Here is a 23,660-nt window from a genome sequence, read left to right on the forward strand (position 1 = left end):
TTTAGTGTCAACTTTCCATATGCAAAAGAAGTTAGATGACAAGGACAATAATCAACTAAGGAGGCTTATACATGGACGATTTCGTACCTAATATATGCGTTCATTGTGGTGGTAACGAAATGCTGAAAGTCAATTGGTTCTATCGTGATGATGAAGGGCAGATCATATCAGACAAAATCCCAGCCTATGAATGCCAAAACATGAGCTGTGGAGAGCATACCTTTACGAGAGAAAGCATGCTTACAATGGAAGAGGCACGTAAATGTTATAAAAAATAATTGTTCTTATAGAAGACTGCATCTATTTTGATGTAGTCTTCAAAAAAAACTTGACAAGACATTTGGATCATTTTCTTTATAAAGTGCTGAAAAACTAATCACTTTTAGAAGGAGAATCTTAATAAAGTCGTTTGATATAATAAATTAAGAGTAACTAAATCGAATTTTGGTTGTGGAAAATTAAACAAAGGAGAAATGAACGTTTGAATGAATTGAAGTGTTTTTTTAGTGAATTGTTTGGAGAAAGAGAGGTAGCATTTCGATGTATAAAGAAAAATGCTAAGACTGTAGACTATAACCAAAGGTTTAGTCTGTCTACATTTACGAAACTAGGTGAAGTGAATGAAAAGGGATACGAGGTGTATTTCGTAGTTAACAGTGGGGGTTACAAGGACTCTGACATTGACCATATAAATGCAGTCTTCATTGATTTGGACTGTGGTAGAGATGAGTCGAAGAATTACTTCTCCTTGGAAGCAACAAGGGAATATAAAAATAAAAAGTTGAAAGAGATCGATGAATTTCCCCTTAAGCCAAGTTATATTGTAGAGACTAGAAATGGATTGCATTGCTACTGGTTACTCGAAGTTGGAGCGACTACAGATCAGTTTAAAGAGTGCCAAGATAGATTGATCAAACATTTCAACGCCGATACAAGCGTGAAGCGACTATGTAACTTAATGCGTGTGCCTGGTACGAATTGGTGTAAAGACCTACATAATAAATTCCAGATCGAAATTATTCGAAACACAAGGACTCGGTACAGCATAGAGGACGTCATTGATCAATGCCCAACAGGATTAAATCCCCAAACCAATTTGGAGGGAGGGTTTGGGCACAGTGATAAGAAGAAAGATGGGTGTGCTAAGGTTATTACTGTGCCAAAACCCCTCAAGCATCAACAAGCCAGTACATCCCATACGACACATAACTGGCAATTGATAAAAATGAGAAACGATCAGCACTTACATGAAAGAGTAAATGCTGCACCAGTCATACTAAACGATCATGATGAGGTATATGACTATCTAAAAAAGCAAAGGTTGTCTAACTTCTTAGGACTACCAAGTTCGAGTAATTTCTCGTGTATATTTCACGCTGATCACAATCCTAGTGCTAAGATATATATTGATGATAAAACGGGACATCAAATCTATTATTGTTATAGCAGCAACTGTCCATTGCATAGAAATGGACTGACTATAATCCAGATTACAGAAAGACTGGCGAATTACGAATCCTATGATGCATTGAGATTCTTACGTAGCATTTACAATGTAACTTATTACGAAACTCCATGGAAAAAGGAACAAAAAGAAATTTTTGAACGAAATTTAAAATTCCTTGATAGTCCTGAGTTCAAAGAGTGCTATGCTGAAGTGTTAAAACGAATACGGAACTACCAAAAAGAATTGGCAGATCTAAACGAATTTGCAAAAGAACGTGTTTCTACCGAGAACTTTACATCAGAAGATGGAACTCCAATCTTCTTCGCCAGCAACAAATTTCTTGCTGACGAATTAGACAAAAATATTCAATCAGTCTCTAAGATTTTGGGTTTATTTACTTACCTGGGTCTATTAATCAAAGTAAAAGACAGAGAATTACCAGAATACTTGTATACGCGTGCAAAACACGAAGCCGCAAAGAAAAAAAATTATGAAACCATACAATATTACTCAATTCCACTTTATGATGATAGTGTTTTGGAGTTTGCTATGAGTAAAGCTAAAGAATTTATGGAAAAAGGATTCACCATGAAAGGATTTGGCAGAGAGCTGCTCCTACGAACGCTAGGTAAGGAAGAGGCTGATCGTGTTTACCCTAAATTGGATGGGAGGAAGCTCTCGGAAAAAAGTGAACAAACGAGCCGATTGATCGAAAGTATAGTGTTAGAGACGGTAGGAAGAAAAGGTTGGGTTACCGAAAAGGAGATTTTGGAGAACGAGATTCTCAAGAAGCAAGGGTTGGTTCTAAGGAATGTGAAAATGGTTCTACCTGAAATATTGGACAAATACGGATTCATTAAGACAAGATTGAACGAACGTTTAAAAGGTGCTATAGCATATGAAGGAGATAATAATAGTTACCCGTTTATCATTTACAGACCGCAAATGTTAGAGTCTGCTATAAATAGCTCAGTTGATGGCAATACGCAAGAACTGAAACGATTAACGAATGTTATAACTCCCCACTTTGAAATTACTAAGAAACCCAATGTTGTTGTGTAGCCAAGAACGGTACTGAACCACGAGTCCAAAAAAGTGAGACAGATTATACAATGGGTAGACAATCCTATCAAGAAGTTTTGCGATACACTAGGATGGGAAAGTAATGAGATAATTCAACTATAGCCAAGCTATGGAGGTTCAAGTAATGTGGATTGAACAATATATAGAAATGAAGTACCAAAAAAATTCAAAAGAAATAAAGCTCGAAGAAGCTATGGAATTGAAGTACAATCATATCCCTTCATCACTATATAAATATCGTGGGTATAGCGAATATTCAGTTCAAAACTTAAAGAATGATTCGGTTTGGTTTAACAGTGCTGATAAATTAAATGATCCGTATGATTCTGCTTTAGTGATGAGAACGGAACAATATATGAAAAGAAGAATTGCTTTAGCAACTTTTGAAGATCTTCCTAATTTCGTCCATAAACATGGGATTGAGATTTCGGAAGAAGAGCTTAATACTCTTAAAAGGGAGGGTATTGAAGATATTTTCAGGACAATATTGAGACGTGTTCCCGATTATACAGAAGAAATAATAGAACAACTGATAGAGTCAGTTTTTGGTGTGATGAAAGACTTGGAAGAGTCGTATACACTGGAGAAGGTAAGAAAATCAAGAGAAATGACATTTTTGAGTTGTTTCAGTGAAATTAACGATTCAATGCTTATGTGGAGCCACTATGCTGATAGCCACAAAGGATTCTGTCTTGAATACAATTTTAAAAAGCCTGGGAGAGACTCAATTCTAACTAGGGCGCTTAATCCAGTGATTTACAGAGAAGAATTATTAGATGTCTCAGAGTACTTGCTTGATGGTACGAAGTATGGTTTGGAATTCAATAATTTGGTTAGTACTTACTGGACTATGATTAAGTCTTTAGATTGGGCATATGAGAAAGAGTGGAGAATGATTTTCCCCCTTTTTAAAGGCGAAGGCTTCAATCGTGCGTTTTTTAAGCCGGAAGCAATCTATTTAGGAACCGAAATTTCTCAGGAGCATAAGGAAGAGTTGGTAGAGATCGCTAAGACCAAACAAATCCAAGTGTTTCAAATGAATAAGAAAACTAATGGCGTCTTCGGTCTCGTGCCGGAGCTAATTCTGTGATCTTGTGTACATGGACTGACCTGCGATGCGCCGCCTGTTATCTTTACGATACGATATATTGGAATATATGCTTTTGTAGTTCAAGCCTTCTATCGTAAAGAGCGATGACATCACTTTTCTATTTTTTATTAAAAAATTGGATGAGAGTGAGTTGACGATGAATGAGTCAAGTAGAAAGTACATGACTTGCTGAGGTTGGTGCGCAGTCAGTGATGAAATAAGTAGAGTTACAATGAAGAGCCTGTAGTAAGGCTCTTCTTAATTTTTCTGACGAGTGAATCACGACTCATGGTTGTTCAAAGAAGACTTAACATGCTAAAAGCTACATGAATTGATGCAGTCTGAGATGAAAGATGGATTTGAAACACAGGTTTATGCACGCTTAATTGGAAGAAGTAGAGGATAAGTAGAATTGGAGTGTGTTAAGGGCTTAATCTTCAATGATTATACATTATAGTAGTCCGGTCAATTGTCATGAAAGAAATGAAATTGGTTTAAACAATATTTTGAGGCATAGAAATTTAATTTAACTTCCGAAAAGTATGCTAAATTAAGCTGAAATGACAAGTCTTAATGAATAAATATGCAGAGGTATAGTATATTAGTGATTTTAAGTGAATTTATTCTAATATATGGGTATTTTAAGGTTCTAACTGTTGTCTAATCCATATTAGACAACACTTTTAAGAGACTAGGGGAGGGGGTGGGTTTAGATCATAATGATATTCCATATGGTATTTTTTACAAGTGACACTTCTACCGCGACGGGCTGATAATTCTAAGAATCGTGTCCTAGGAGCTAAATGAGTAATAGCTTTCTTCTTATTCAAAAGGAACAGTTAAGTAGAGGACTCCTCATTGAATATTTATTTCAAACGACGGTCCTTTTTGAATTGTTTAAAATGAAAATAGCCCTCCCTAACGAAAGAGCCGGATAAGTTTATACATATATATAAACTTATTTGTACAAGTATTTCTCAGCACCATTCTGCATTCCAAAGTAACGAAGGCGGTAACCATCCCGATATTGAGCACGCAGTTGGTCAATTAAACTGTCATTTTCGAACTGGATGTAACCAGTTAAATAGAGTGTAACTAAGAACTCTTCGTAACGAGGGTTTCCAAGATACATTTCCTCATTATCCATCCCGTAAAACACGTCAGTTTCAAGAATTAACTGGTGAGCCATTCCTCGCATAGTTGAATTTATGATCCAAGCAATTTCCATACCTTCATGTTGCTCCTCTACGTTGTTCAACTGAAGTAATTCTTTAGTTCCTCTTTCATCTTCAAACACGTAAGCAGCAGTTGCCTTATCGAAGTTAGCGTGAGGATCGCGACTTAAGTCAGCAAAAAAACTAAGGTCTACTTTTTCAGCATAGTATTTTTGGGTTAGTCGAGAATGGATTTGTTCCATAGAGAAAGGATTGGGAATTTCTAAAGACATATACTTCTCGTGTAACAGTTGGATATCAATTGTCATGTTCTTCCTCATTTCTTTGGCAGTAGGTAAAAGATTTTAAAGAGATCGTTGAGATCCTATTGGAGTCAATTCTAGGGAATCAGAATCCTTTTGTGATTAATTGTTTGTTTAGTTTTGAAGAGGGCTTATGTATCCTAAGATAACATAATAAAAACCTTATGGTCTTGGAAATTTACCCATTCTACTATCTGTGCCATAAAAAATATGACCAGTGCGAGTTTTGTTTGGCTTCTCCCCATGAAAATGAGTAAAGTAGCGAGTATCATTATAATTAGTATCCCAATGGTTTTCTGGACCTACTACTTTTCCCTTAGCGGTTGCGAATTTAAAGGCAAGCTCTCTACCGCTATTGTAATCTGGTGTCCATAGTTCATTGAATGGATTACTAATGTGCCTTAAAGCATCATCGTCAGACATTGGCTTACCGACGTACATAGCACTATTATCTTTATAGACTCTGTAGTACCTAGGTCTATCTTTCTTTTTGCTCTTATTATATTCACTTAAGAAGTTAGCAGCCTCTACAACCTCTACGCCAAACTTCGTAATGGTTACAATAGCAGCAGCTCCTCCAGCCAGCCAACCTAAAAGTTGACCAATACCCATACCTGCCCACACTATTGGATGAGCCATAGGAGTTATAAATGAAGTGTCTTCTCCCATAATTTCCAAATCGCCAACGTTCACATTGTGGAAACTCTCATCTAATGAAGTTTCTTCATCGCTATTTAGGGTCTCATCATTTAGTGCTTCTTCAGTAATATTTGGGGTTTCATTGTTTGTAGGCTCATGAGAGTTACCTTCAACTGTGCTACTTACAGTTTCTTGATCTCTTTGCAGAGTTTCTGCACCTGCGGCTAATGAATAGGATTGAGCACCAGTTACAGCAAAAATTAAGAAAGCCATAGTCAGAGCAGTGATGCGGAAAAGCGCTTTAATTGATGTCTTCTTTAACAAATTATTTCCCTCCGAATTTATCTATTTACACCCTCTCCAATAACTAAACGTTGATCCTATATAGTGAGTTTAGAACCAATGTTTACCATGCTAGTATAATTTAAATTAATAAGCAAGTATGTATGTTTTTGTATATTAATCTTAATATAAGATAAGTGTTGGTTATAGTTCCATATTCCTATAGTTAAAATATCTCAATGATAGGCATAAAGGAGGAGAGTCTGTATAGAATGATGTTATTTCATTAGCAAAGGTACTAGATGGAAATGGTAGAGAGGTGTGTTTGATGAGAGGAACTTGTCTCGGAGTCTTTGTCTTGATATAATATAATAAGGTGAGCACTCCTCTGTATACTTTAATTAACCGAGGAATACTATGAATTTTATTGAATTGATTATTTCTATTTCGATTGTGTCATTATCGATAGGTTTCCTTGGCAAGAAGATTAGTCTGCAATACAAAAAGGAAACAACTGAAGTTATATCTAAAAATGGACGAAAACGAAGTAAAACAGAACACAGGTCCTTTAAAGCGGGCTAAAATACTACTTTGATATATGAGGTTGCTCACCTGTAACTTCCTTCTCAGAGAAGCTACAGGTGAGTAATAAACAAAAATAATACTTGAGAAGATCGCTGATATCATATGGCGGTCTTTTTGTCATTTAAGAGGAGTACACAATAGTATGAAAGAATGATTGTAATACAATGATAAACATTAATGTTGACAAATGTAAATATTTATGGTATAATAAAGTTGTAGAAGTAATTCATTTTGATTATAAATGAAAACGCTTACAAATAATAATTCATAGAAATAGGAGATAACAACATTGACATGTAACAAAAAGAAACACCACTTTAGTAAAGAGAGACAGCTCATGAAGACGAAGGGATCGTATTGGACGAGGAGAAACGAAGTCTTCTGTAAAGAGATGCTAGAATCCATCGAATTTCAACAAGACAAGCTTGCCTTATCTTCTAATGATATGAAGATAACGCTAGTATTGCTCTTGAATTCATGCAGGAATTCAATTTCCAGAGTAAAGGACAAGAGTAAAAGAACTTATTATGGGAAGGAGCATGAATTCAATAACTCCAGAGAGATGGCTGTAGCTTTGATAGAAAAGGAGAACTTCCTACAAGAATGGTTTAGATGTTGTGAGATGTACATTAAAAATGACTATAAGCTAGAACATAGACCGACACTGGGCAGAATAGATCATGATAAAGGATACACGCTAGACAATCTTGAAGTGCAGGGATATTCAAATAATACATCATCGAGAATGAGAGAACGTTCATCTATAGAGTGTGTAGCTATCGTTGCATTGAAGGCATCCGAGAAACTGATTCTATTGGAGTGTTCTAGCGGGAAGAAAGCTATTGAAAAAATCAATGAATTTTCTGACTTAGGGGTCACATTAAACATGTTAAAAGGTAATCTTACCAGTGGGCTAAGGCGTTTAAACAAAGAGTATTCTGTTTTGATTATAGGAAAAGAAAGCTTAATGGGCACTCCAGAAATCATGGAACTTCCATTTCCATTTACCGAGATCAACTATGAGAAACATAATAGTCTTATTTCTCGCCCAAATGATAGCGTTACCAAAATTAGTATGTACATAGATGAAAAGGATGCTGTACGTATCGATTGGATAGATGAAGAAAAGACAATCAATTATGTGAATATAATACAAGGAGATGAAAAAGACACATGGCAATAGTAAACATAGATGCAAACAGCGCAAGTTACAACTATATTTCGGTTTCTGCTAGTTTCCAAACTGGTGGTGGACTAGCGAAATACTATAGGTTTTTCAAGAATGGAGTAGGAGACTCAGGGCTTGAAGCACTTAGTAGCCCAGTAGGATCGACAACAAAGTACTGGACGTACTCAGGACTGTCAGAGAACACGTACTACAGTCTGAGCGTCACGTTCTACGACTCGAATAGGAATGTTCTTGGAAGCGTATCCATAGGTCGGAGGACGACTGTAGCGCCTGACACAACGCCACCATCCATCAATAGCTGGTTCATGAACGGTAGTGCATCTAGAAACTCAATCCCAATGTATGCATCTGCATCAGACAATAGGGGAGTCAGCGGATTCTATTTCTATCGGGATGGTGTATATGATGGCTCTATGTATGGTTCAAGTGGTGGATATACATTTACAGGACTGAATCCTGGTACGAGATATTCTCTTGGAGTAAAGGCGTTTGATACTAGTGGAAACACTTCTGGTATGGTGCAATATGGAGCCACTACAGCGTATGATTTTGCTCCTAGCATCTTGTCTTGGTCTGTATCCAACACGGGCGTAAACACTGTTCAGATGTATTACTCAGCGTCAGATGACCATGGTATAGGCTATGTACAATTTTATGTGAATGGTGTTCAAAAAGGGACGAGTTATAGTGCGAGTGGATATTATACCTTTGATGCATTGCAAGCAGATACGAATTATACGCTCGGGATCAAAGCAGTGGATACAGCAGGACAAAGCTCTACAATGAGGACGTTGGCTGTCAGAACAAAGAAAGCACGACCAGCCAATTTTGAATGGGATACGGCAAAGAATGCTGGTGCAGATTTTAATATTACTGCTTTTGAATGGAACGGACTCACGGCGAAGGTGAACGAGTTCAGAGCCTACAAAGGCATATCAAATTATACATTTACAAGAGCGGTTTCAGGTTCGGATTTTAAGGCGATCTACTACAATGATGTAATTAGCATAATAGGATCAATGAGTCCGTCAACTGCAATACCAAGCAGCAAAGTGGCTGGAGACAGCATTCTTGCAAGTGACATCAATAGAGTTCGAAACTCACTAAATTCAATTAACTGAGTTTGTATGTTGGGTGAGTTTGCAACATTTTACTTGCGGTTCTAACGCATGTAGATAAGAAGAAATAACCCACTCATTGGTTCGCGCCTAAGTGTGGTAATACTTGTTCCATCCAACAACAAACTCGTTTGGAGACGATGTGGCGCATCGTTAACTCACTCCATATGGATATTATATACCTGAAATTGGAGAATTGAATACAGCTAAGTTAATTTAAATCATATATTTTCAGGAGATAGTATTTCTTTTTCTTTAAAAGGCTTATTTGTTTCCTTACAATGTTACGGTATTCTTCAGATGAAATAGCATAATTTCTTTCGGATTCTTTTAGTATGCCAATTTGCGCATCTAATTGAGCAATCTTCTTTCTGTAGTAAGCAATTTTCTCTTTTTTGGTTGATGAAGTTTTTTTTGCGATGGTAACAAGTTCTGTTTTTGTACTTGCTGTGTTGGCTGTCAATTGTTGTGCTGAGATTACTGGAGCAAGAAGGCTCGTAGTAATAATTGAAGCAATAAGTAGAAAACATAGTTTTTTGTTCATTGAGTATCTCCCTGTTAATTGATACACTGCATCACTTAGTTCCTTAGATATATTTTTTTGCCTTTAATAGACCTTAATACCCATTCTATCATTATTCCCATTTACTATAAAGGAAGAATTTGAGATATTATAAGTATGGAGTATCTAGTTCTGACCTGATATCGAATGTTGTTAAGAATGGGAGGATAGATTTTGGGAAACTTATTGATAAAATATATTCAACCTGAGAAGATCAATGATCGTGTTGATCCTAATTTTACTTTTCTAACCTATGGTGACAGTGATAATAAGAAAGTTCATTCAGTCATGAAACACATAAGACCTGGTTCTTATGTATTCTTTCACACATCATATAACAAACAAGCATATATAACGGCATATTTTATTGTGGAGAGGGTGCTTACCAAAAAAGAAAATGCAACAGAAATAGCTTGTATTCATACCCATTCCAGTGATGATGAAGTTGTGATCTTAGGAAGTAGGCAACATTCCAAAATTCTCACGTTTCCATTGCCCTTCGACAAACGCGTTGTAGATAACCTTCCTTCATTAAATATAGATTGGGGTCATGTGACCAGTGAGAGGCAGTCAGAACTGAAAACGATATCTGATCCAACTAGAGCGCATCGTGAATTGTCCGGAGCTGAGGTTGATTGGCTAGTGGGAGAGTGTGAGTATCGAGGCTAAAGGTGAAATGGAATGATATAAGGTTTTCGCTTTCTTTGGCTACTCCAGCAAGCTACTTCTTCAACTTTCGTTTTAGCTCTGCTCAAGTATATTGAAAGAAAGAAGAATAACCCACTTTTAGGTTGCACACCTAGTGGGTTATTTCCGCTCTAAACGTTTTACAAATCATTGGGGATGGCAATCACTGCTGAATACTAACCTGTATGGAGACGAGGTGGCGTCATCGTATTTCTTTCGATTTGATTCTTTATTTACTACAGAAGGGCATTCTGAGACAATATCTTATATTAACCATACCGTTCCCTGATTTCATGTATTTATATTACGTAAGTAAACTGATTATAAGGAGAGTAAGCATGAACTACATAATCAATTCATTGAAGTTGAATAACGAAAGATACAAGCATAGCGGGAGTGGTTCTACACTTGAATGGCTAGAGCATTTGTCGAAGATCAACATTTTTGTTGGATCGAATAACTCTGGTAAGAGTCAGATGCTTAGGAATATTTTCAAAACTCCTACACTTGAATTTGTGCCTAATGATTTAGAGTTATTACTGTTGAACTCCTTACAAATAGAATTAGTAGGGGAAGTTGAAGCGGTGATGTCAAAGAATAGGTCTACAGATTACGGTGGAATTATGAAAGCAGTAAGAACGCTAACTGACGTTAACTGGATAGTTGAAGATTTTGATGTTTTGGAGAAAATTATCTCAATATTGGAAAGGTTAATAAATATCACAAATAACGAGAGCATTACGACAAGTGTTAGATTTTCTGGTTATGGGAAACATGGAGACCTATTCAAACAACCTCTTCAGGAGATTGGTAAAAAGTATATGGATAAGTTGCAAACGATTGTCGGCAATGAAACAGAGCGGAAGTATCATTTTGATAATGTATATATTCCTACATTGAGAGGCTTGCGTCCATATAATGCAGATGGTGATGATTTTTACTCTGAAAGAACAATAAAGGATTATTTTCAAAGTGACATTAAAGGTAGTGTTTTTTCTGGATTAAGCTTATATGATCAATTAAGGAGTATGCTTCTAGGGGATTTAGAAGAAAGAGATAAAGTAGCTAGGTATCAAGAATTCTTAGGAGATACATTTTTTAATGGAGAGAAGATAGTCTTGATTCCTGCCTTAAAATCAGATGTAGTCATCGTAAAAATAGGCGATGAAAAAGAAATGCCAATATATAACCTTGGTGACGGGATACAATCAATTATCATCCTCACATTCCCCCTATATGCGCATTTAGGTGAAAATTTGCTGGTGTTTATTGAAGAACCAGAGCTGTATCTCCATCCAGGGTTACAACGGAAGTTGATAGAAACGTTTCTTAGAGATGAGTTTTCAGGTTATCAGTTTTTTTTAACAACTCATTCAAATCATTTTTTAGATATAACACTAGATGTAAACCAGATTTCAATTTATTCCTACAAGAAAGAGCTTGCAAGTTCTGAAGCGAAGGAGAAACAGGCTTCGTTTGTGATTGAAAATGTAAGCAATGAAGATAATAGTTTGCTGGAGATGCTTGGAGTGAAGAATTCGTCTGTTTATTTGTCAAACTGCACTGTTTGGGTGGAGGGGATAACTGATAGGTTCTATATTCGAAGATTTTTAAAGCTATATCAAGACCATCTTGCGATTCCAGAAAAGGATCGTTTCAAAGAAGATTATCATTATTCTTTTGTTGAATACAGTGGTAACAATATAACTCACTGGTCTTTTCTGGATGATAATAGCGATGAAGCATTTAAAAATATGAACGTAGATCGATTATGCTCTCGTTTGTTTCTTATTACAGACAAAGATAGCGAGAAGAAGTTGAGTCGGCAAGAAAAGTTAAAAGCTAGACTTGGGGAGCGATTCTATTGTCTTGATTCTAAGGAGATAGAGAATACTTTGTCAGCAGATATTTTGAGAAAAGTTATATCTGATTACGAGAAATGTGACGTAGATACTCTATGCTTTAATCAGAATTTTGAAACGAATACCTATCAGAACAGATACCTTGGGAAATTCATTGATAATATTCTGACAGATAGCACACGAAAAGGCGGCTATGCATCAGGATCTGGAACTATTAAAGATAAGGTTAGATTTAGCGCGAGAGCCATCGAGCATCTAAAAGAGTATTCAAATTTAAGTGAAGATGCTAAGAAGCTTTGTGAGTGTCTGTTTGAATTTATTCATCAGAATAATAAAAACATGTTATAAGCTGGGAACTTGGTAAGTTGAAGTAATCTCAAATAGGGAGCCAGCGAGGAGTAAAAAAGCTGCCGTGCTGTGTAGAAAATGTCTGGGTTGATCTAAGCGCATGTACCATAGAATCTATTGTAGTGTCTCTATGCATATTACAGAAGAAGAAATAACCCACTCACTGGTTAGCGCCTAAGTGTGGGTTATTTCTGTCTCTACAAGATATTAAACGGAGATGGGAATCCCTACTCAATAAGAAACTGTGCAGGGAGACGGTTGGCGTACCGTCTAACTCTCCATACGTAGAGTATATACCAAACAGGCTGAGGTTTAAACTCGTTATGTTTCCTGCACATGATGATCTGATAAGTTGCTTAGCCTATTTCACAATAGGAGTGATCCCGTTTTTTTTATTTTCACAGAGATCAATCAATACTTTCATAGCGTTTCTTACCGACAAGCGCTCATCATATCTTTTAACTTCCACATACTTGTAACGTACAATGTCATTGGTGTATTTTTCTGATCGTATTTGCGTTAATCTTTTTCGCATATCATGACTGTGCGACACGAACTTCATCCCGTTGTTATCAACAGAAACTATAATGCCAGGCTTGTCAGGGATGTTCCAGTAGGAGTCTACTTCAAAAGTTTTGCTTAGCTTTATCCCTCTAAGAATACAACTAAGGAGTTCCATAAGACTAGAAAGTCTTGTTTCATTGGTTGATATGTTATGCATAGTAGTCTCCCTTGAAAATAAAATATGTTCCTCCTCTGAATATATAATTGAGGAGTTCTTGGGAATGAAATTCACTTATCATTCCTTAATCGTAGAATCTATAATAATGGGAATGGATTTTAGCGACTCCGCTTAGATGAAGATTGAGAGAGTGCGCTTGCCGCGAGGGACTTTGTCAATTTGCTAGTGGACTTGCTTCTTAGTGCTTTGGAAGCTTTAGTTGCTATAGAGGATGAAGTTACTTTTCTTGAACTAGGTTTAGCCATATATTCACCTCCAATCAGAAATTGGTATATACTGCATAAAATTAGACTACAATACTACATGCAGTGTGTCAATATCATATTCGTGTGCACATATTGTGTTTAATTCAAGTGTTACAAACAGAAGGCGCATGCTTTGGTCTTGTTAATAGATCCGATCTCTCAACGTAAGCAAGTGATTAGCCTCACTTTAAAATTGTGATTTTAGGAAGTAGAGAACATTCCAAAATACTTACCTTTCCATTGCCCTTCGACAAACGTGTTGTAGATAACCTTCCTTCATTAAATATAGATTGGACTCATGTGACCAGCGGGAGGCAGTCAGAGAAGTTAACTGTTTCGAATCCCACAAGAGCGCACCGCGAATTATCTGCTACGGAAGTTGAGTGGTTATTGGGAGAATGCAAATATCGAGGCTGAGAAGGAAAAAGCACATAGTCATTTGACTACGTGCTTTTAATCATTCTTCTTAAATGTTTGGATAATATCGTTTAGTACACGATAGGTCATATTGACCTCTGCTTCATTACATAGTTCTAACTGGTTGCTAATTGCCTGTATTGTCTCCTGTTTTCTGGCTTCTTCTTCGAGAACCAGCGTGTCAGCGAAGTTTAACATTTGCATAGGATTAATTTCGAGCGCTTCGATAATCTTCCCTAGACTTTCCAATGACATGTTGCGTCCTCCACGTTCCAACGATGAAAGATAGCTATAATTTAGGTTTGCTTTCTCGGCAAGTTGCTCCTGTGTCCAGCCACGTTGCTTGCGCAAAGCTCTAATTCTATTTCCCACTGCAATAGAGAATTCAGACAAGCTAATCACCTCTATTTAAAGGTAGGTTAGCCAATTCGTTTAAAACAGATAATGATAGAATCAGAAATGTTTGAAAATTTTACTGATAAGCACTATTATGATTGTTGTGTGCCTATATCAAGTGGTTGTAAACAAAATAGAATGGAGCGAATGACTTGAAAAATTTAATGACGAGGATTGGGCTTATTGCGGCAATGACAGGATTACTCTTATCTCCAACCCAAACACTAGCCAAGAACAATGAGGCGATAAAGGTGTATCTTAATGGCAATCAAATGAATTTTCGAACTGCACCAGTGATTGAAAAAGGAACGACTCTAGTTCCATTTAAAGTACTATTCGAAGCCTTGGGAATGAGAGTTACGTGGAATCAGAAGCTAAATGAGGTTGTTGGCGAAGGAAATGGGCAGACCATTAAATTGAGAATAGGTTTACAATTCGCTTTAGTCAATGGTAAGGATGTTTCTCTTGATAGTGCTCCTAAAGTAGTCAATGGAACTACGATGATACCACTTCGATTCGTTAGCGAGAGTACTGGTAGCAAAGTGAGATGGGATAAAAGAGCGCAAAGTATTTATGTTACTACCTTAGAAGATACCTCAGATTCAGATCAGGAGAAGGTTTATTATAATAGCTTGGGGTATAAATACATTGGAGAAATATCAAACAACAGACCTAATGGCTTGGGTAAGCAATTTGCTCCAGATGGGGAATTGATTTACGAAGGGAACTTTGAGGACGGGTTAAAGAGCGGAAAAGGAACATATTACTCAAAAGATGTTACATATGTAGGTGATTTCAAGAACGATAAGCCAAATGGGATTGGTACATTTACATTTTCTAATGGTTCTTCATTTGTTGGTGAATCTGAAGATGGAAAAATAGGTAGTTACGGAACGTTTATCTTAACTGACGGAAGCAAGTATGTAGGCAGCTTTAAAGATCAAATATTTGATGGAGAAGGGACGATGTATTCTCCATCTGGTGAGATAGTGGGACAAGGTGCATTCAAGAACGGAAAACTTGTAGATGATAAAAGTGCTGAGAAGAATGGCGATTCTGTAGATAGTGCTGATAGTTCCTTGGTTGTTCTGAATGATTTAAAGTCGAAATTTTCTGTGATTTCTATTAATGGGACGGATATTCATTTCACATACCAGCATCTTAACTATGGCGAGGCGGGGGATATTTTGATTTCAGCTCTAATTAATCCTGCAGACTATAGTGATTATCGGAATCTTGTGATCAAAAATGGAGTGGAAGTACAAAGTGAGCTACAAAAAATAGCGGAAGAGCTAGTAAGTAGTGCAAAACGAAATGGTTACAAAGGTAGTTTTATGAGTGCTAGTTATCAAGATAGATTTCAAACGTTCCCTTCGAGCTATAAGCCTTCTGAAATGAGCGTGAATAATGATGGGAGTATTACGGTCACACATTCAATTTTCACTATTTATAACGGTATTCTGACAATTAAATGATTAATGACAGGTGGTGTTGAAATGAAAAAAATAATTCTAGGACTTAATCGAGAGACTGTGGTAATGGTGTTATCATGCCTTATTATTATTGGTGCTTGTTTTGGATATATGGCTTACAAATCTATTAAGGAAAGATACAACTACAATCTTTTTACAGAATCTATTGAGAATTGGTTTATAACAGATGCGAAAAGCGAATTTACCTTACTTACGAGTTATGAATGTGACCAAAACTATATAAACTGTGCAAAATTAAGGCTGATGGTGAACGACAACTTCAATTCCTTCTCAATTGTAGACAAATATGATTATGTCACTCAGATTTCTGACGATTTTAAGCATAAAAGAGTGCAATTCCTAGTTGATTCAAAACAAGTTGAAGATGAAGTGTCTGTTTGGGTTGATGTGCCCGATCCGACTATCGTTTTAATTTCTTCGATAGGAGAATACGAATATGATGAGAAATTTAAAGATTTTGATGGAAAAGAGTATACATCGAAGGATATATACAATTTGAGGGATAATGTTGAACTAAGAAGTGAATCAAATGTATCTAATGAAAGTGAATCCGCTCCCCCAAAAAACGAACTATATAATGAAGAAGATTATAATCATGAAGGCGAATACAAGCCTGTAGATCAGATGACTCAACAAGAAAAGAAAGAAGAGTTAATAGAAATGTTGGAGAGAGCGATGTCTCAATAAATGTACAGGTGTATTTGGTTCTAGAAGTACGTTCAAGGTTGCATCTATGGCTTTATGTAGCGCATTACTGGGAGGATCGGAACTGGTAGAGGGGGATCAAGAGCAAATAATTACTTCAAAGGTACGAACGTTGCGCTATTCCAAAGTTGATACTATAAATAGACTAAAGAAATGCTGTCAGCGCGTTGCTGGCAGTTTTTTTATGCGCATGAATAATGCTTGTTTCATTTGACGTGCATAATTTATGCATGTTAGTATTATAATATGAAGGGAGGATTATTTTTGAGCTACTCATCACGCAGCGTATTCAAATTAATTGAAGCGGATGGGTGGTACTTAGTTAGGGTCAGAGGCAGTCATCATCAGTTTAGACATCATTCGAAACCAGGACTTGTAACAGTGCCGCATCCGAAAAGGGATCTAGACCCTAAAACAGCAAAATCAATTCTCAAACAGGCGGGGCTTTAAGCCCCTTCCTAAGGAGGTTAAGAATATATATATGGATAAGCATATTTATCCAGCAGTTTTTGAAAAAGGTGAAGTTAAGGGTTTCACAGTGACTTTTCCTGATCTGCCTGGAGCAATAACTGAGGGTGACGATATCGAGGAAACATTAAGAATGGCTCGTGAGTGTCTTGAGTTGCATCTTTATGGATTAGAAGAAGACGGAGAAGAAATTCCTCTACCTTCTAAACCAACTTCTATAGTAGTATCAGAAGATTCATTTGTATCATTAATTGAAGTTAGAATGGGACCAATAAGAGATGAAATGATGAATAAGTCTATAACCAAGAATGTAACAATACCACGATGGTTAGAGAGAGAGGCTGCAAAAGAAAAACTAAATTTCTCTCAAGTTTTGCAATATGCTTTAAAAGAAAGACTAGGTATAAAAGATAAATAATATCAGTTTGTAATTTTTGTTGGGATAGTTCAATAAACAAGCTAATGAAGGTTCCAGTCGGGAGGATTTATATGTCTACTGATAGTAGTAAAGATAATATTCCAAGTACCCTTTTTATTAGTCATGCTAGCAAGGATGAAAAATATGTAAAGGAGTTAGTTAGTTTACTTATGCCTTTGCATATTCCTAACATAGTATGCAGTAGTCTTCATGGTTATCATATACCAAATGATGTTGATATCTATGATTATCTAAGAGAACAAATAAGTGGAAATGGAAGAGTTGTATTTGTTCTATCTGATAATTATTACCAAAGTGTAGCTTGTTTAAATGAGATGGGGGCTTGTTGGGTATTAAACAAAAATTACTCAACAATTTTGACTCCGAATTTTGCTTATTCAGAAATTGCGGGAGCTGTTAACCCGCATCAAATGGCTTTTAAACTAAATGACCAAGATAGACTTTGTGAATTTGTTGAAACTATAACTGAAGAATTTGAGACAAAAGGTTTGCCAACGATGGCATTTGCACATTTAGTTAAGCAAACTATAAAAACAATAAATGATATTGAGTATGATGAAAAAGTGAAGATTGAGAACGCTGTGGGTATAATAGAGGGTTGTAGAAATAACGATGGGAAATTATCTATCGCTTTAAGAATAATAAACACCACACAGAATAGATTGAAGGTTGAATCAATTCTATTTGATCTTATGGATAACTCTAAAAACACTTTTAAGCGAAAAGAGACAGTAGACTTAACACTTCATAAAGAAGAGAATAAAATTATTCATTTTGAATTAGATTATGGTGAGAGTTCCTATAATTTTTTTGACTCTCCTCTACTTGAAAAAGTTGAATTAAGAACATATTTTGATGTTTTTTAATAGGAGGAAATAAAATGAAAGTAAACTTAAATCAAGAGCAAGAACAGACTAAATTACAGATTAAAGAATTGTTTGAAGAGGCGATGGGATATTTTAGTGGTAAAAGTTCAGATATCCCTTCCAAACGAATGCAAGAAATTATTCAAATTATGGGTGATTTATCTCACGAATTACACATGCAATTAGAACCGAAACCAAAGCATCATAAGTATATGATTCAGAATAGAGGTAGGAAACCAGAAGACCCTGAATTTTACTATCAAATTCATGCTATTGAGGATTTGTTGAAATTTTTAGAAGATTCTAATGCTAATAATGACCCAGAAGATGTCACTTTAGGTAAGAAATTTGAGTTGAAAATATATACACGCAGATGGAGAGGTTATGATTTATATAGTATAATCCGTAATGATACAGGATGGTTTATTTCTCATATGTCACATAATGGACAAGGCGGAAAGAACGCAGAACCGATTTTGAGTTATATTCTGAGAAATGACAGTATCTCTTTTCCTCAAAATCTTCCAAGCATTATGGAAGATATATGGGTGAGAGCAGAAGAGGAAGGATTAACAAAAGAAGAGGTACAGAGCATGTTAGATCAGGTAGCTGAATGGATTAGTATTGTTGAGAAGCACTATCCTGATAATATAGCTAGATAGTTATTAAAAATGGGAGAAGTAACTGATTTTTGAATACTTCTTTTTTTCTAAACGAACTATAATATTTCTAGTGTTTCTCTTTTTGTATCGAGAACAAGTTGAGTATAACGAACTCCACTTGAATAATTTTGACAACTAATTGTTCGTTTCAAACCCGATAAATGATGAATAGTTGAATGAAGATCATAGAAGTTTTATATAGACTACAAGCCATTGCGGATAAATTCAAAACAGCGCCTCCCCGCGTCGAACATATCATTGAGATAGCTTGGATTTGCGCCAACATCGACAGCATCAGCCACCTGTTTGGTTATGCAATTAAATCAGCAATTCGAAAACTACGAATTTCCAATTAGTAGAATCGTATGCGTAGTAAACAGTACCATGCTGAAAAATGCGAAAGTCTCTCAGTTGTATCGACATTAACATAATTAAGCTTGAGTTTACCGTGTTCACCCGCTACAATTGATCTATAAAATAACACAATAATAGACATGTAATGACCAAGTATTGAAGCTGGCGTTATGGGTGACGCGCGTACGTACTCCTACACTGTAGGTATTCGTGCCGTAACGTCCATCGACGGTATGACAGCGGACTGGGCACGTATCCCTTGGGATGTGCTGGAGAAAATCTCCGTACGGATCGTTAACGAAGTCGATAACGTAAACCGTATCGTGTATGACGTAACATCCAAACCACCTGCAACAATCGAGTGGGAGTAGAACGTAATATAAATTTAAATGTATAATTAAAATACTCTTCTCTATCTGTGAATTTCAGCAAATAGAGAAGAGTATTTTTTGTGCTCAAGCTATTTTGTTGAGTATTAAGGTTTGGAAGGATACTCTATATACAATTTCTTAGTTGCATTGCTCCATTTAATGTTTGCGCCAAGAAGAGACGGGAGATCCTTTGCTTTAACATATGAAGTTCCCGAGATATTTCTGGACTGTGTCAGGGGACTGCCATAGAGCACTGGTAACTTCTTGGAGGAATCATAGCCTACGACAACACCGAAGGATTCGCTGATAGCACGTAAAGGAATGTATACGGACCCACTAACGATGCGGCCTGAATCTGAAATTAGTTTGCCATTTATAATAACTTCAACTTCTATTGGCTTGGAATCTGATCTAACTACGGTAGCATATGGCTCGGGCTCTGCATTCAATATGGCGGCAGTGGCAGGTGTTACAACTTTAATCTTCTTCTCACCAGTTATAGAACCGAATGTGACCTTTATTGAGGCGGTTCCTAAGCCAACAGCTTGAATGTTGCCGTTTCCATGGGGCTGTAATACTTCTGTGTTTGTTGAATGCCATGTGACCATATCCGTTACATAGACAGCATCCCCATTTTCAAAGTATGCAAGTGCATTCAGTTCGTTGCCATCATTTAAACCGAAAATGAATGGTAGAAAGTCAGGTCGCATTGTCCCCGCAACAACGAAAATGCTCTTCGGCATAGAAACGAAGATATTTGCTGGTGTTGTGTTATAACTCTGAATCGATTCTCCAGTATGATTTACCAAGAGAGTCATAGCGGGTAAAACTTCAATAGACGTTTGTTTATTCAAACTGTCCTCTTTAGTTTTTAGATAAAACGATATAAATGCTTCTCCGGAGGAAGAACTAATTGATTTACCATTTTTGGCTGAAATGGAAATAATAATTTCTTGTTTACCGTCATTAGGGTCAAGATCTGCGGGTTCTGGATTTTGGATCGTGTAATCCTTGGATTCAAAATAGTCGTTAGGAATAATAAAGGTATCGTCTCTCCATATGTATTTTCCTAGTGTTTCGTCAAACCGTAGTACTTCATCTTCATCCGTTGTAAAAATATTCTCATCATAGCTCAAAACGATAGTCGCTGATTGGATGTCCCCTTTTTCAGGAGGATTGCTAGTGTTGAGAATTCCAACGTTCACCGATATACCTTGACCCGGGATTAGGGTTGAATCGCTTGTTACATCAATAGAAACCTCCTTGGCTTTAGATTCCTTTGCTACGATAGCGCCCGCCAGACATCCCGCTATCAATAGAAAAGATAACATTCCCATAATTAACTTTTTTCCGAAATACATCTCATAACCCCCATAATACGTAATTTTCTTGTTTTATATCGGTAATTTTATAATGAAAGTTAAGTTTGTAGAGGTAGTCAGTATCTCTTCCTTTGATCCAAATAATTAGCCTCTACCTTATAGTTGAATTGGAATTTAGATTTCATCCCATTTTAAAGCTCACTTCATGATCCTTTCAGGTCCGGCCTGTACACTAAGTACATACTAAAGGCTATATGGCTACTGAAGGGAGAATTGAATGTATGCGTAAAACCGACTATATGAACAAATGGAAGATGGGCATTGGAAGTGCGTTTCTGATGGTGATGCTGGCAGGATGCGGTTCGGGTATGCAAGATCTGGCTTCCGGTTCGGGGGACTTTCCATTTGTGAATTTAGAGGCAGCGGATGCTTCTTCCGATCAGACCAGAAACCAGGAGTTATCCTCTGACGTAACAACGAACACGAATCAGGATCGACAAGAGATACAGGATGCTCCGCAGACAAAGATTTAATTAACATAGGACTGATCCGGTAAAAAATAGCTCCGGAACATGTCGCAAATTGCTCCATATACCTAATCATTATATGCTTTTGAAATACCAGACATCGTTATTCCTAGATCATGACTCACCTGATTGCTAAAACGCATCAGAAACATAAGCTACCCTGATCAGAGCGCTTCATGGCCTTTTATCAGGGTAGCTTTTTTATATTAATCTGCTGATCTTTCAGTCTGACAGAATGAACATATTCCCTTGAGATTTCATCCAAAAAAGCGTATTCAATTGGGTTGTAAACCGCTGAACTGGTTCAATCTGTTAAATAATACGAACGATATTATAAAAGGGTGAGATTAATATTCGTTTTTCTCATTGACAAAAACATACTGCCCTCCTAAAATAGTGATGGGAAACAAACAAATAGCGCATACTTATTCGTATAATCCTGGGGATTGGCCCGGGAGTCTCTACGAGATCACCCTAATGATCTGGCTACGAAGAGGAGAAGGCTAAGCACATGAATTCTACATGATTGCGGGACATCACGCACATTAGAATTTTTTTTGTTCTTAGTAAAGGCATCGTGCCTCTCCTTGTCAGCTGAACCCTGGGTGAAGAATCTTCTTCAGGGTCATTTGTCGTTTTTCAATATGGCTTCAACATCTCTAAGGGGGAGTTAGTGAATTATGGATCGTTTTTTTAAATTAAAAGAAAACGGAACAAACGTTAGAACGGAGATTGTTGCGGGTCTCACTACCTTTATGACAATGGCGTACATTCTTTTTGTGAATACGTTGTTCTTGGGTCAAGCCGGGGCGGGGATGTCAGATAATGCAGTATTCTTTGCAACAGCCGTCGGCGCTGGATTAATGACTATTATTATGGGATTGTTCGTGAATATTCCGATCGCGCTCGCACCAGGTATGGGATTGAATGCGTACTTCATGACTGTCGTTCTAAGCTCGAATGGAGCGATTACTTGGCAGGCTGCTCTCGGAGCGGTATTCCTTTCCGGTATTGTGTTCATTATTTTGACCGTGACGAAGATTCGGCAAATGCTGCTTGTTGCAGTTCCGCAATCGATCAAAATGGCCATTACGGTGGGTATCGGTCTCTTTATTACCATTATCGGTTTCAAACTTGCTAATCTCGTGGCTGTAACAGTTAATGTTGCACCAGACGCAGATCTGAGTCAGCCGATTCCGGGTAGCAGCTTTAATCTATCGTTGGGTAACTTTATAACGCACCACGATGCTTTGCTTGCACTGATTGGTTTGCTCCTTATTGCTATATTGATGGTTATGCGCGTCAAAGGCGCTCTGCTGATCGGGATCGTAGCAACAACACTGATTGGTATTCCAATGGGCGTTACAAATCTGAGTGGTCTTTCAGGCGCAAGCTGGTTGCCTAACTTCAGTGATCTGGCGGTTGGACAGCTGGATTTGAAAGGTGCTATCAGTCTGGGATTGTTTGAGATCATCTTCATCTTTACCTTCGTTGAATTGTTCGACACGTTCGGTACGATGGTAGGTACTGCAACACGTATGGGCATTATGAAGGATAAGAAAAAAGGCGAGAAAACGATCGGTAAAGCAATGCTCGTCGATGCAGTTGGTGTCAGCGCAGGTGCTGCACTGGGTACGAGTACAATTACAGCATACGTTGAAAGTGCTTCAGGTGTTGAGGCAGGTGGACGTACGGGACTGACTTCGGTGACGACGGGTTTGCTGTTCATTTTGGCCCTGTTTATCGCTCCGCTCGCTTTGGTTGTTCCATCCGCTGCGACTGCTCCAGCTTTGATCATCGTGGGTGTACTTATGATGAGTCAAGTGCGCAGCATCGAGTGGGATGATTTCCTGCAAGCTTTCCCTGCTTTCCTTACGATTGTATTGATGCCTTTCACAGGCGGAATCGCGAACGGAATCTCTGCTGGTATCGTATCTTATGTAATTCTGGCGGTGTTCAGTAACTTGGTGACAGAGCGCAAAGTGAAAATTCACTGGCTCATGTGGATCTTGGCGATCATCGTAATCTGCCGATACGTATTTATTGGCGGGGAGTAGGGTTCGTTAGGTGTAACGAAGAATTATCTGAGATACGTTTGTTATCTTATAAATGAAGAAGCGGAAGCCCCGGGATTTAGACCCTGAGCTTTCGTTTTTTTTGTATTCTTTTCTTGAGCAAAATGAATTTCAAAAATGTTTTCCTTCTATATAGAAGGAATGAATATAATGATCTATGATTTGTTGGTTGTTTATCCGATGAAATCATCGGTTAATAGGTTCTATAA

At 37.2% G+C, this 23,660-nt stretch carries 20 protein-coding genes, 2 pseudogenes and 1 riboswitch; of the genes and pseudogenes, 17 read left to right on the forward strand and 5 right to left on the reverse strand.

Annotated elements, in window-relative coordinates; translation table 11 throughout:
• The first annotated feature begins 71 nt into the window (after positions 1-71).
• The 3 genes from MHI06_RS03490 to MHI06_RS03500 all read left to right on the forward strand — a co-directional run bounded on the left by MHI06_RS03490 (position 72) and on the right by MHI06_RS03500 (position 3,620).
• Positions 72-278 carry a hypothetical protein gene (locus MHI06_RS03490; protein ID WP_340400439.1) on the forward strand — a complete coding sequence of 69 codons (207 nt, stop codon included), beginning with the start codon at positions 72-74 and terminating at the stop codon, positions 276-278.
• 203 nt (positions 279-481) lie between these two features.
• Positions 482-2,509 carry a hypothetical protein gene (locus MHI06_RS03495; RefSeq protein ID WP_340400441.1) on the forward strand — a complete coding sequence of 676 codons (2,028 nt, stop codon included), beginning with the start codon at positions 482-484 and terminating at the stop codon, positions 2,507-2,509.
• A gap of 145 nt (positions 2,510-2,654) precedes the next feature.
• On the forward strand, positions 2,655-3,620 hold the full coding sequence (locus MHI06_RS03500) for a DUF2971 domain-containing protein (RefSeq protein ID WP_340400442.1): 966 nt from the start codon (positions 2,655-2,657) through the stop codon (positions 3,618-3,620).
• A 958-nt stretch (positions 3,621-4,578) separates the two neighbouring features.
• Here the strand turns inward: MHI06_RS03500 and MHI06_RS03505 are convergent.
• Positions 4,579-5,103, reverse strand: coding sequence for a pyruvate kinase (locus MHI06_RS03505; RefSeq protein ID WP_340400443.1), 525 nt, complete (start codon positions 5,101-5,103; stop codon positions 4,579-4,581).
• 156 nt (positions 5,104-5,259) lie between these two features.
• Positions 5,260-6,060 (reverse strand): hypothetical protein, encoded by an 801-nt coding sequence (locus MHI06_RS03510; protein WP_340400444.1) that lies wholly within the window; start codon positions 6,058-6,060, stop codon positions 5,260-5,262.
• A gap of 880 nt (positions 6,061-6,940) precedes the next feature.
• Here MHI06_RS03510 and MHI06_RS03515 point away from each other — a divergent pair.
• A complete protein-coding gene (locus MHI06_RS03515; protein ID WP_340400445.1) occupies positions 6,941-7,786 on the forward strand; it encodes a hypothetical protein in 846 nt (281 codons plus the stop codon).
• Positions 7,777-8,913, forward strand: coding sequence for a hypothetical protein (locus MHI06_RS03520; RefSeq protein ID WP_340400446.1), 1,137 nt, complete (start codon positions 7,777-7,779; stop codon positions 8,911-8,913). Before MHI06_RS03515 ends, MHI06_RS03520 begins: the two co-directional genes overlap by 10 nt.
• Positions 8,914-9,121: 208 nt before the next feature.
• Here the strand turns inward: MHI06_RS03520 and MHI06_RS03525 are convergent, their stop codons facing one another.
• On the reverse strand, positions 9,122-9,454 hold the full coding sequence (locus tag MHI06_RS03525) for a hypothetical protein (RefSeq protein ID WP_340400448.1): 333 nt from the start codon (positions 9,452-9,454) through the stop codon (positions 9,122-9,124).
• Positions 9,455-9,646: 192 nt separating this feature from the next.
• Between MHI06_RS03525 and MHI06_RS03530 the strand changes: the two genes are divergently transcribed.
• Positions 9,647-10,141, forward strand: coding sequence for a hypothetical protein (locus tag MHI06_RS03530; protein ID WP_340400450.1), 495 nt, complete (start codon positions 9,647-9,649; stop codon positions 10,139-10,141).
• A 356-nt stretch (positions 10,142-10,497) separates the two neighbouring features.
• Positions 10,498-12,369: an AAA family ATPase gene (locus MHI06_RS03535; RefSeq protein ID WP_340400451.1), complete on the forward strand. Its 1,872-nt coding sequence runs from the start codon at positions 10,498-10,500 to the stop codon at positions 12,367-12,369.
• Between the two features lie 1,440 nt (positions 12,370-13,809).
• On the opposite strand, the gene MHI06_RS03540 is transcribed toward MHI06_RS03535, so the two are convergent.
• Positions 13,810-14,175 (reverse strand): helix-turn-helix transcriptional regulator, encoded by a 366-nt coding sequence (locus MHI06_RS03540; protein ID WP_340400453.1) that lies wholly within the window; start codon positions 14,173-14,175, stop codon positions 13,810-13,812.
• A 146-nt stretch (positions 14,176-14,321) separates the two neighbouring features.
• Here MHI06_RS03540 and MHI06_RS03545 point away from each other — a divergent pair, with 146 nt between their 5' ends.
• From MHI06_RS03545 to MHI06_RS03580, 8 genes and pseudogenes are all read left to right on the forward strand, one after another.
• A complete protein-coding gene (locus MHI06_RS03545) occupies positions 14,322-15,644 on the forward strand; it encodes a stalk domain-containing protein (protein ID WP_340400454.1) in 1,323 nt (440 codons plus the stop codon).
• Between the two features lie 21 nt (positions 15,645-15,665).
• Positions 15,666-16,349 (forward strand): hypothetical protein, encoded by a 684-nt coding sequence (locus MHI06_RS03550; RefSeq protein WP_340400455.1) that lies wholly within the window; start codon positions 15,666-15,668, stop codon positions 16,347-16,349.
• 264 nt (positions 16,350-16,613) lie between these two features.
• Positions 16,614-16,817 carry a type II toxin-antitoxin system HicA family toxin gene (locus tag MHI06_RS03555; protein ID WP_340400456.1) on the forward strand — a complete coding sequence of 68 codons (204 nt, stop codon included), beginning with the start codon at positions 16,614-16,616 and terminating at the stop codon, positions 16,815-16,817.
• Positions 16,818-16,848: 31 nt separating this feature from the next.
• Complete coding sequence (locus MHI06_RS03560; RefSeq protein WP_340400457.1) at positions 16,849-17,253, forward strand: type II toxin-antitoxin system HicB family antitoxin; 405 nt, start codon at positions 16,849-16,851, stop codon at positions 17,251-17,253.
• A gap of 71 nt (positions 17,254-17,324) precedes the next feature.
• Positions 17,325-18,140 carry a toll/interleukin-1 receptor domain-containing protein gene (locus tag MHI06_RS03565; RefSeq protein ID WP_340400458.1) on the forward strand — a complete coding sequence of 272 codons (816 nt, stop codon included), beginning with the start codon at positions 17,325-17,327 and terminating at the stop codon, positions 18,138-18,140.
• Between the two features lie 14 nt (positions 18,141-18,154).
• A complete protein-coding gene (locus MHI06_RS03570; protein ID WP_340400459.1) occupies positions 18,155-18,802 on the forward strand; it encodes a hypothetical protein in 648 nt (215 codons plus the stop codon).
• A gap of 209 nt (positions 18,803-19,011) precedes the next feature.
• Positions 19,012-19,122: pseudogene (locus MHI06_RS03575) on the forward strand (sporulation transcription factor Spo0A); the annotation flags it as partial.
• A gap of 198 nt (positions 19,123-19,320) precedes the next feature.
• Positions 19,321-19,527, forward strand: a pseudogene (locus MHI06_RS03580) (GMP synthase (glutamine-hydrolyzing)); the annotation flags it as partial.
• A 104-nt stretch (positions 19,528-19,631) separates the two neighbouring features.
• Here MHI06_RS03580 and MHI06_RS03585 read toward each other — a convergent pair.
• Positions 19,632-20,888, reverse strand: a complete 1,257-nt coding sequence (locus MHI06_RS03585; protein ID WP_340400460.1) for a hypothetical protein — start codon at positions 20,886-20,888, stop codon at positions 19,632-19,634.
• Between the two features lie 242 nt (positions 20,889-21,130).
• On the opposite strand from MHI06_RS03585, the gene MHI06_RS03590 reads away from it, so the two are divergent.
• Positions 21,131-21,382 (forward strand): hypothetical protein, encoded by a 252-nt coding sequence (locus MHI06_RS03590; RefSeq protein WP_340400461.1) that lies wholly within the window; start codon positions 21,131-21,133, stop codon positions 21,380-21,382.
• Positions 21,383-21,785: 403 nt separating this feature from the next.
• A riboswitch (purine riboswitch) is annotated at positions 21,786-21,885 on the forward strand.
• A gap of 171 nt (positions 21,886-22,056) precedes the next feature.
• The gene (locus MHI06_RS03595; protein ID WP_169482711.1) at positions 22,057-23,433 is read left to right on the forward strand and encodes an NCS2 family permease; all 1,377 of its coding nucleotides are present in this window, start codon (positions 22,057-22,059) and stop codon (positions 23,431-23,433) included.
• Positions 23,434-23,660 lie beyond the last annotated feature (227 nt).

Origin of the sequence: Paenibacillus sp. FSL H8-0079, from assembly GCF_037991315.1 — a bacterium.
Lineage (GTDB): Bacteria > Bacillota > Bacilli > Paenibacillales > Paenibacillaceae > Paenibacillus.

Coding starts and splice junctions, on each gene's coding strand:
- MHI06_RS03535 (WP_340400451.1), top strand. CDS start 10,498: ATGAACTACATAATCAATTCATTGAAGTTGAATAACGAAAGATACAAG.
- MHI06_RS03520 (WP_340400446.1), top strand. CDS start 7,777: ATGGCAATAGTAAACATAGATGCAAACAGCGCAAGTTACAACTATATT.
- MHI06_RS03500 (WP_340400442.1), top strand. CDS start 2,655: ATGTGGATTGAACAATATATAGAAATGAAGTACCAAAAAAATTCAAAA.
- MHI06_RS03505 (WP_340400443.1), bottom strand. CDS start 5,103: ATGACAATTGATATCCAACTGTTACACGAGAAGTATATGTCTTTAGAA.
- MHI06_RS03565 (WP_340400458.1), top strand. CDS start 17,325: ATGTCTACTGATAGTAGTAAAGATAATATTCCAAGTACCCTTTTTATT.
- MHI06_RS03570 (WP_340400459.1), top strand. CDS start 18,155: ATGAAAGTAAACTTAAATCAAGAGCAAGAACAGACTAAATTACAGATT.
- MHI06_RS03590 (WP_340400461.1), top strand. CDS start 21,131: ATGCGTAAAACCGACTATATGAACAAATGGAAGATGGGCATTGGAAGT.
- MHI06_RS03595 (WP_169482711.1), top strand. CDS start 22,057: ATGGATCGTTTTTTTAAATTAAAAGAAAACGGAACAAACGTTAGAACG.
- MHI06_RS03490 (WP_340400439.1), top strand. CDS start 72: ATGGACGATTTCGTACCTAATATATGCGTTCATTGTGGTGGTAACGAA.
- MHI06_RS03585 (WP_340400460.1), bottom strand. CDS start 20,888: ATGTATTTCGGAAAAAAGTTAATTATGGGAATGTTATCTTTTCTATTG.
- MHI06_RS03515 (WP_340400445.1), top strand. CDS start 6,941: ATGAAGACGAAGGGATCGTATTGGACGAGGAGAAACGAAGTCTTCTGT.
- MHI06_RS03560 (WP_340400457.1), top strand. CDS start 16,849: ATGGATAAGCATATTTATCCAGCAGTTTTTGAAAAAGGTGAAGTTAAG.
- MHI06_RS03525 (WP_340400448.1), bottom strand. CDS start 9,454: ATGAACAAAAAACTATGTTTTCTACTTATTGCTTCAATTATTACTACG.
- MHI06_RS03555 (WP_340400456.1), top strand. CDS start 16,614: ATGAAGGGAGGATTATTTTTGAGCTACTCATCACGCAGCGTATTCAAA.
- MHI06_RS03550 (WP_340400455.1), top strand. CDS start 15,666: ATGAAAAAAATAATTCTAGGACTTAATCGAGAGACTGTGGTAATGGTG.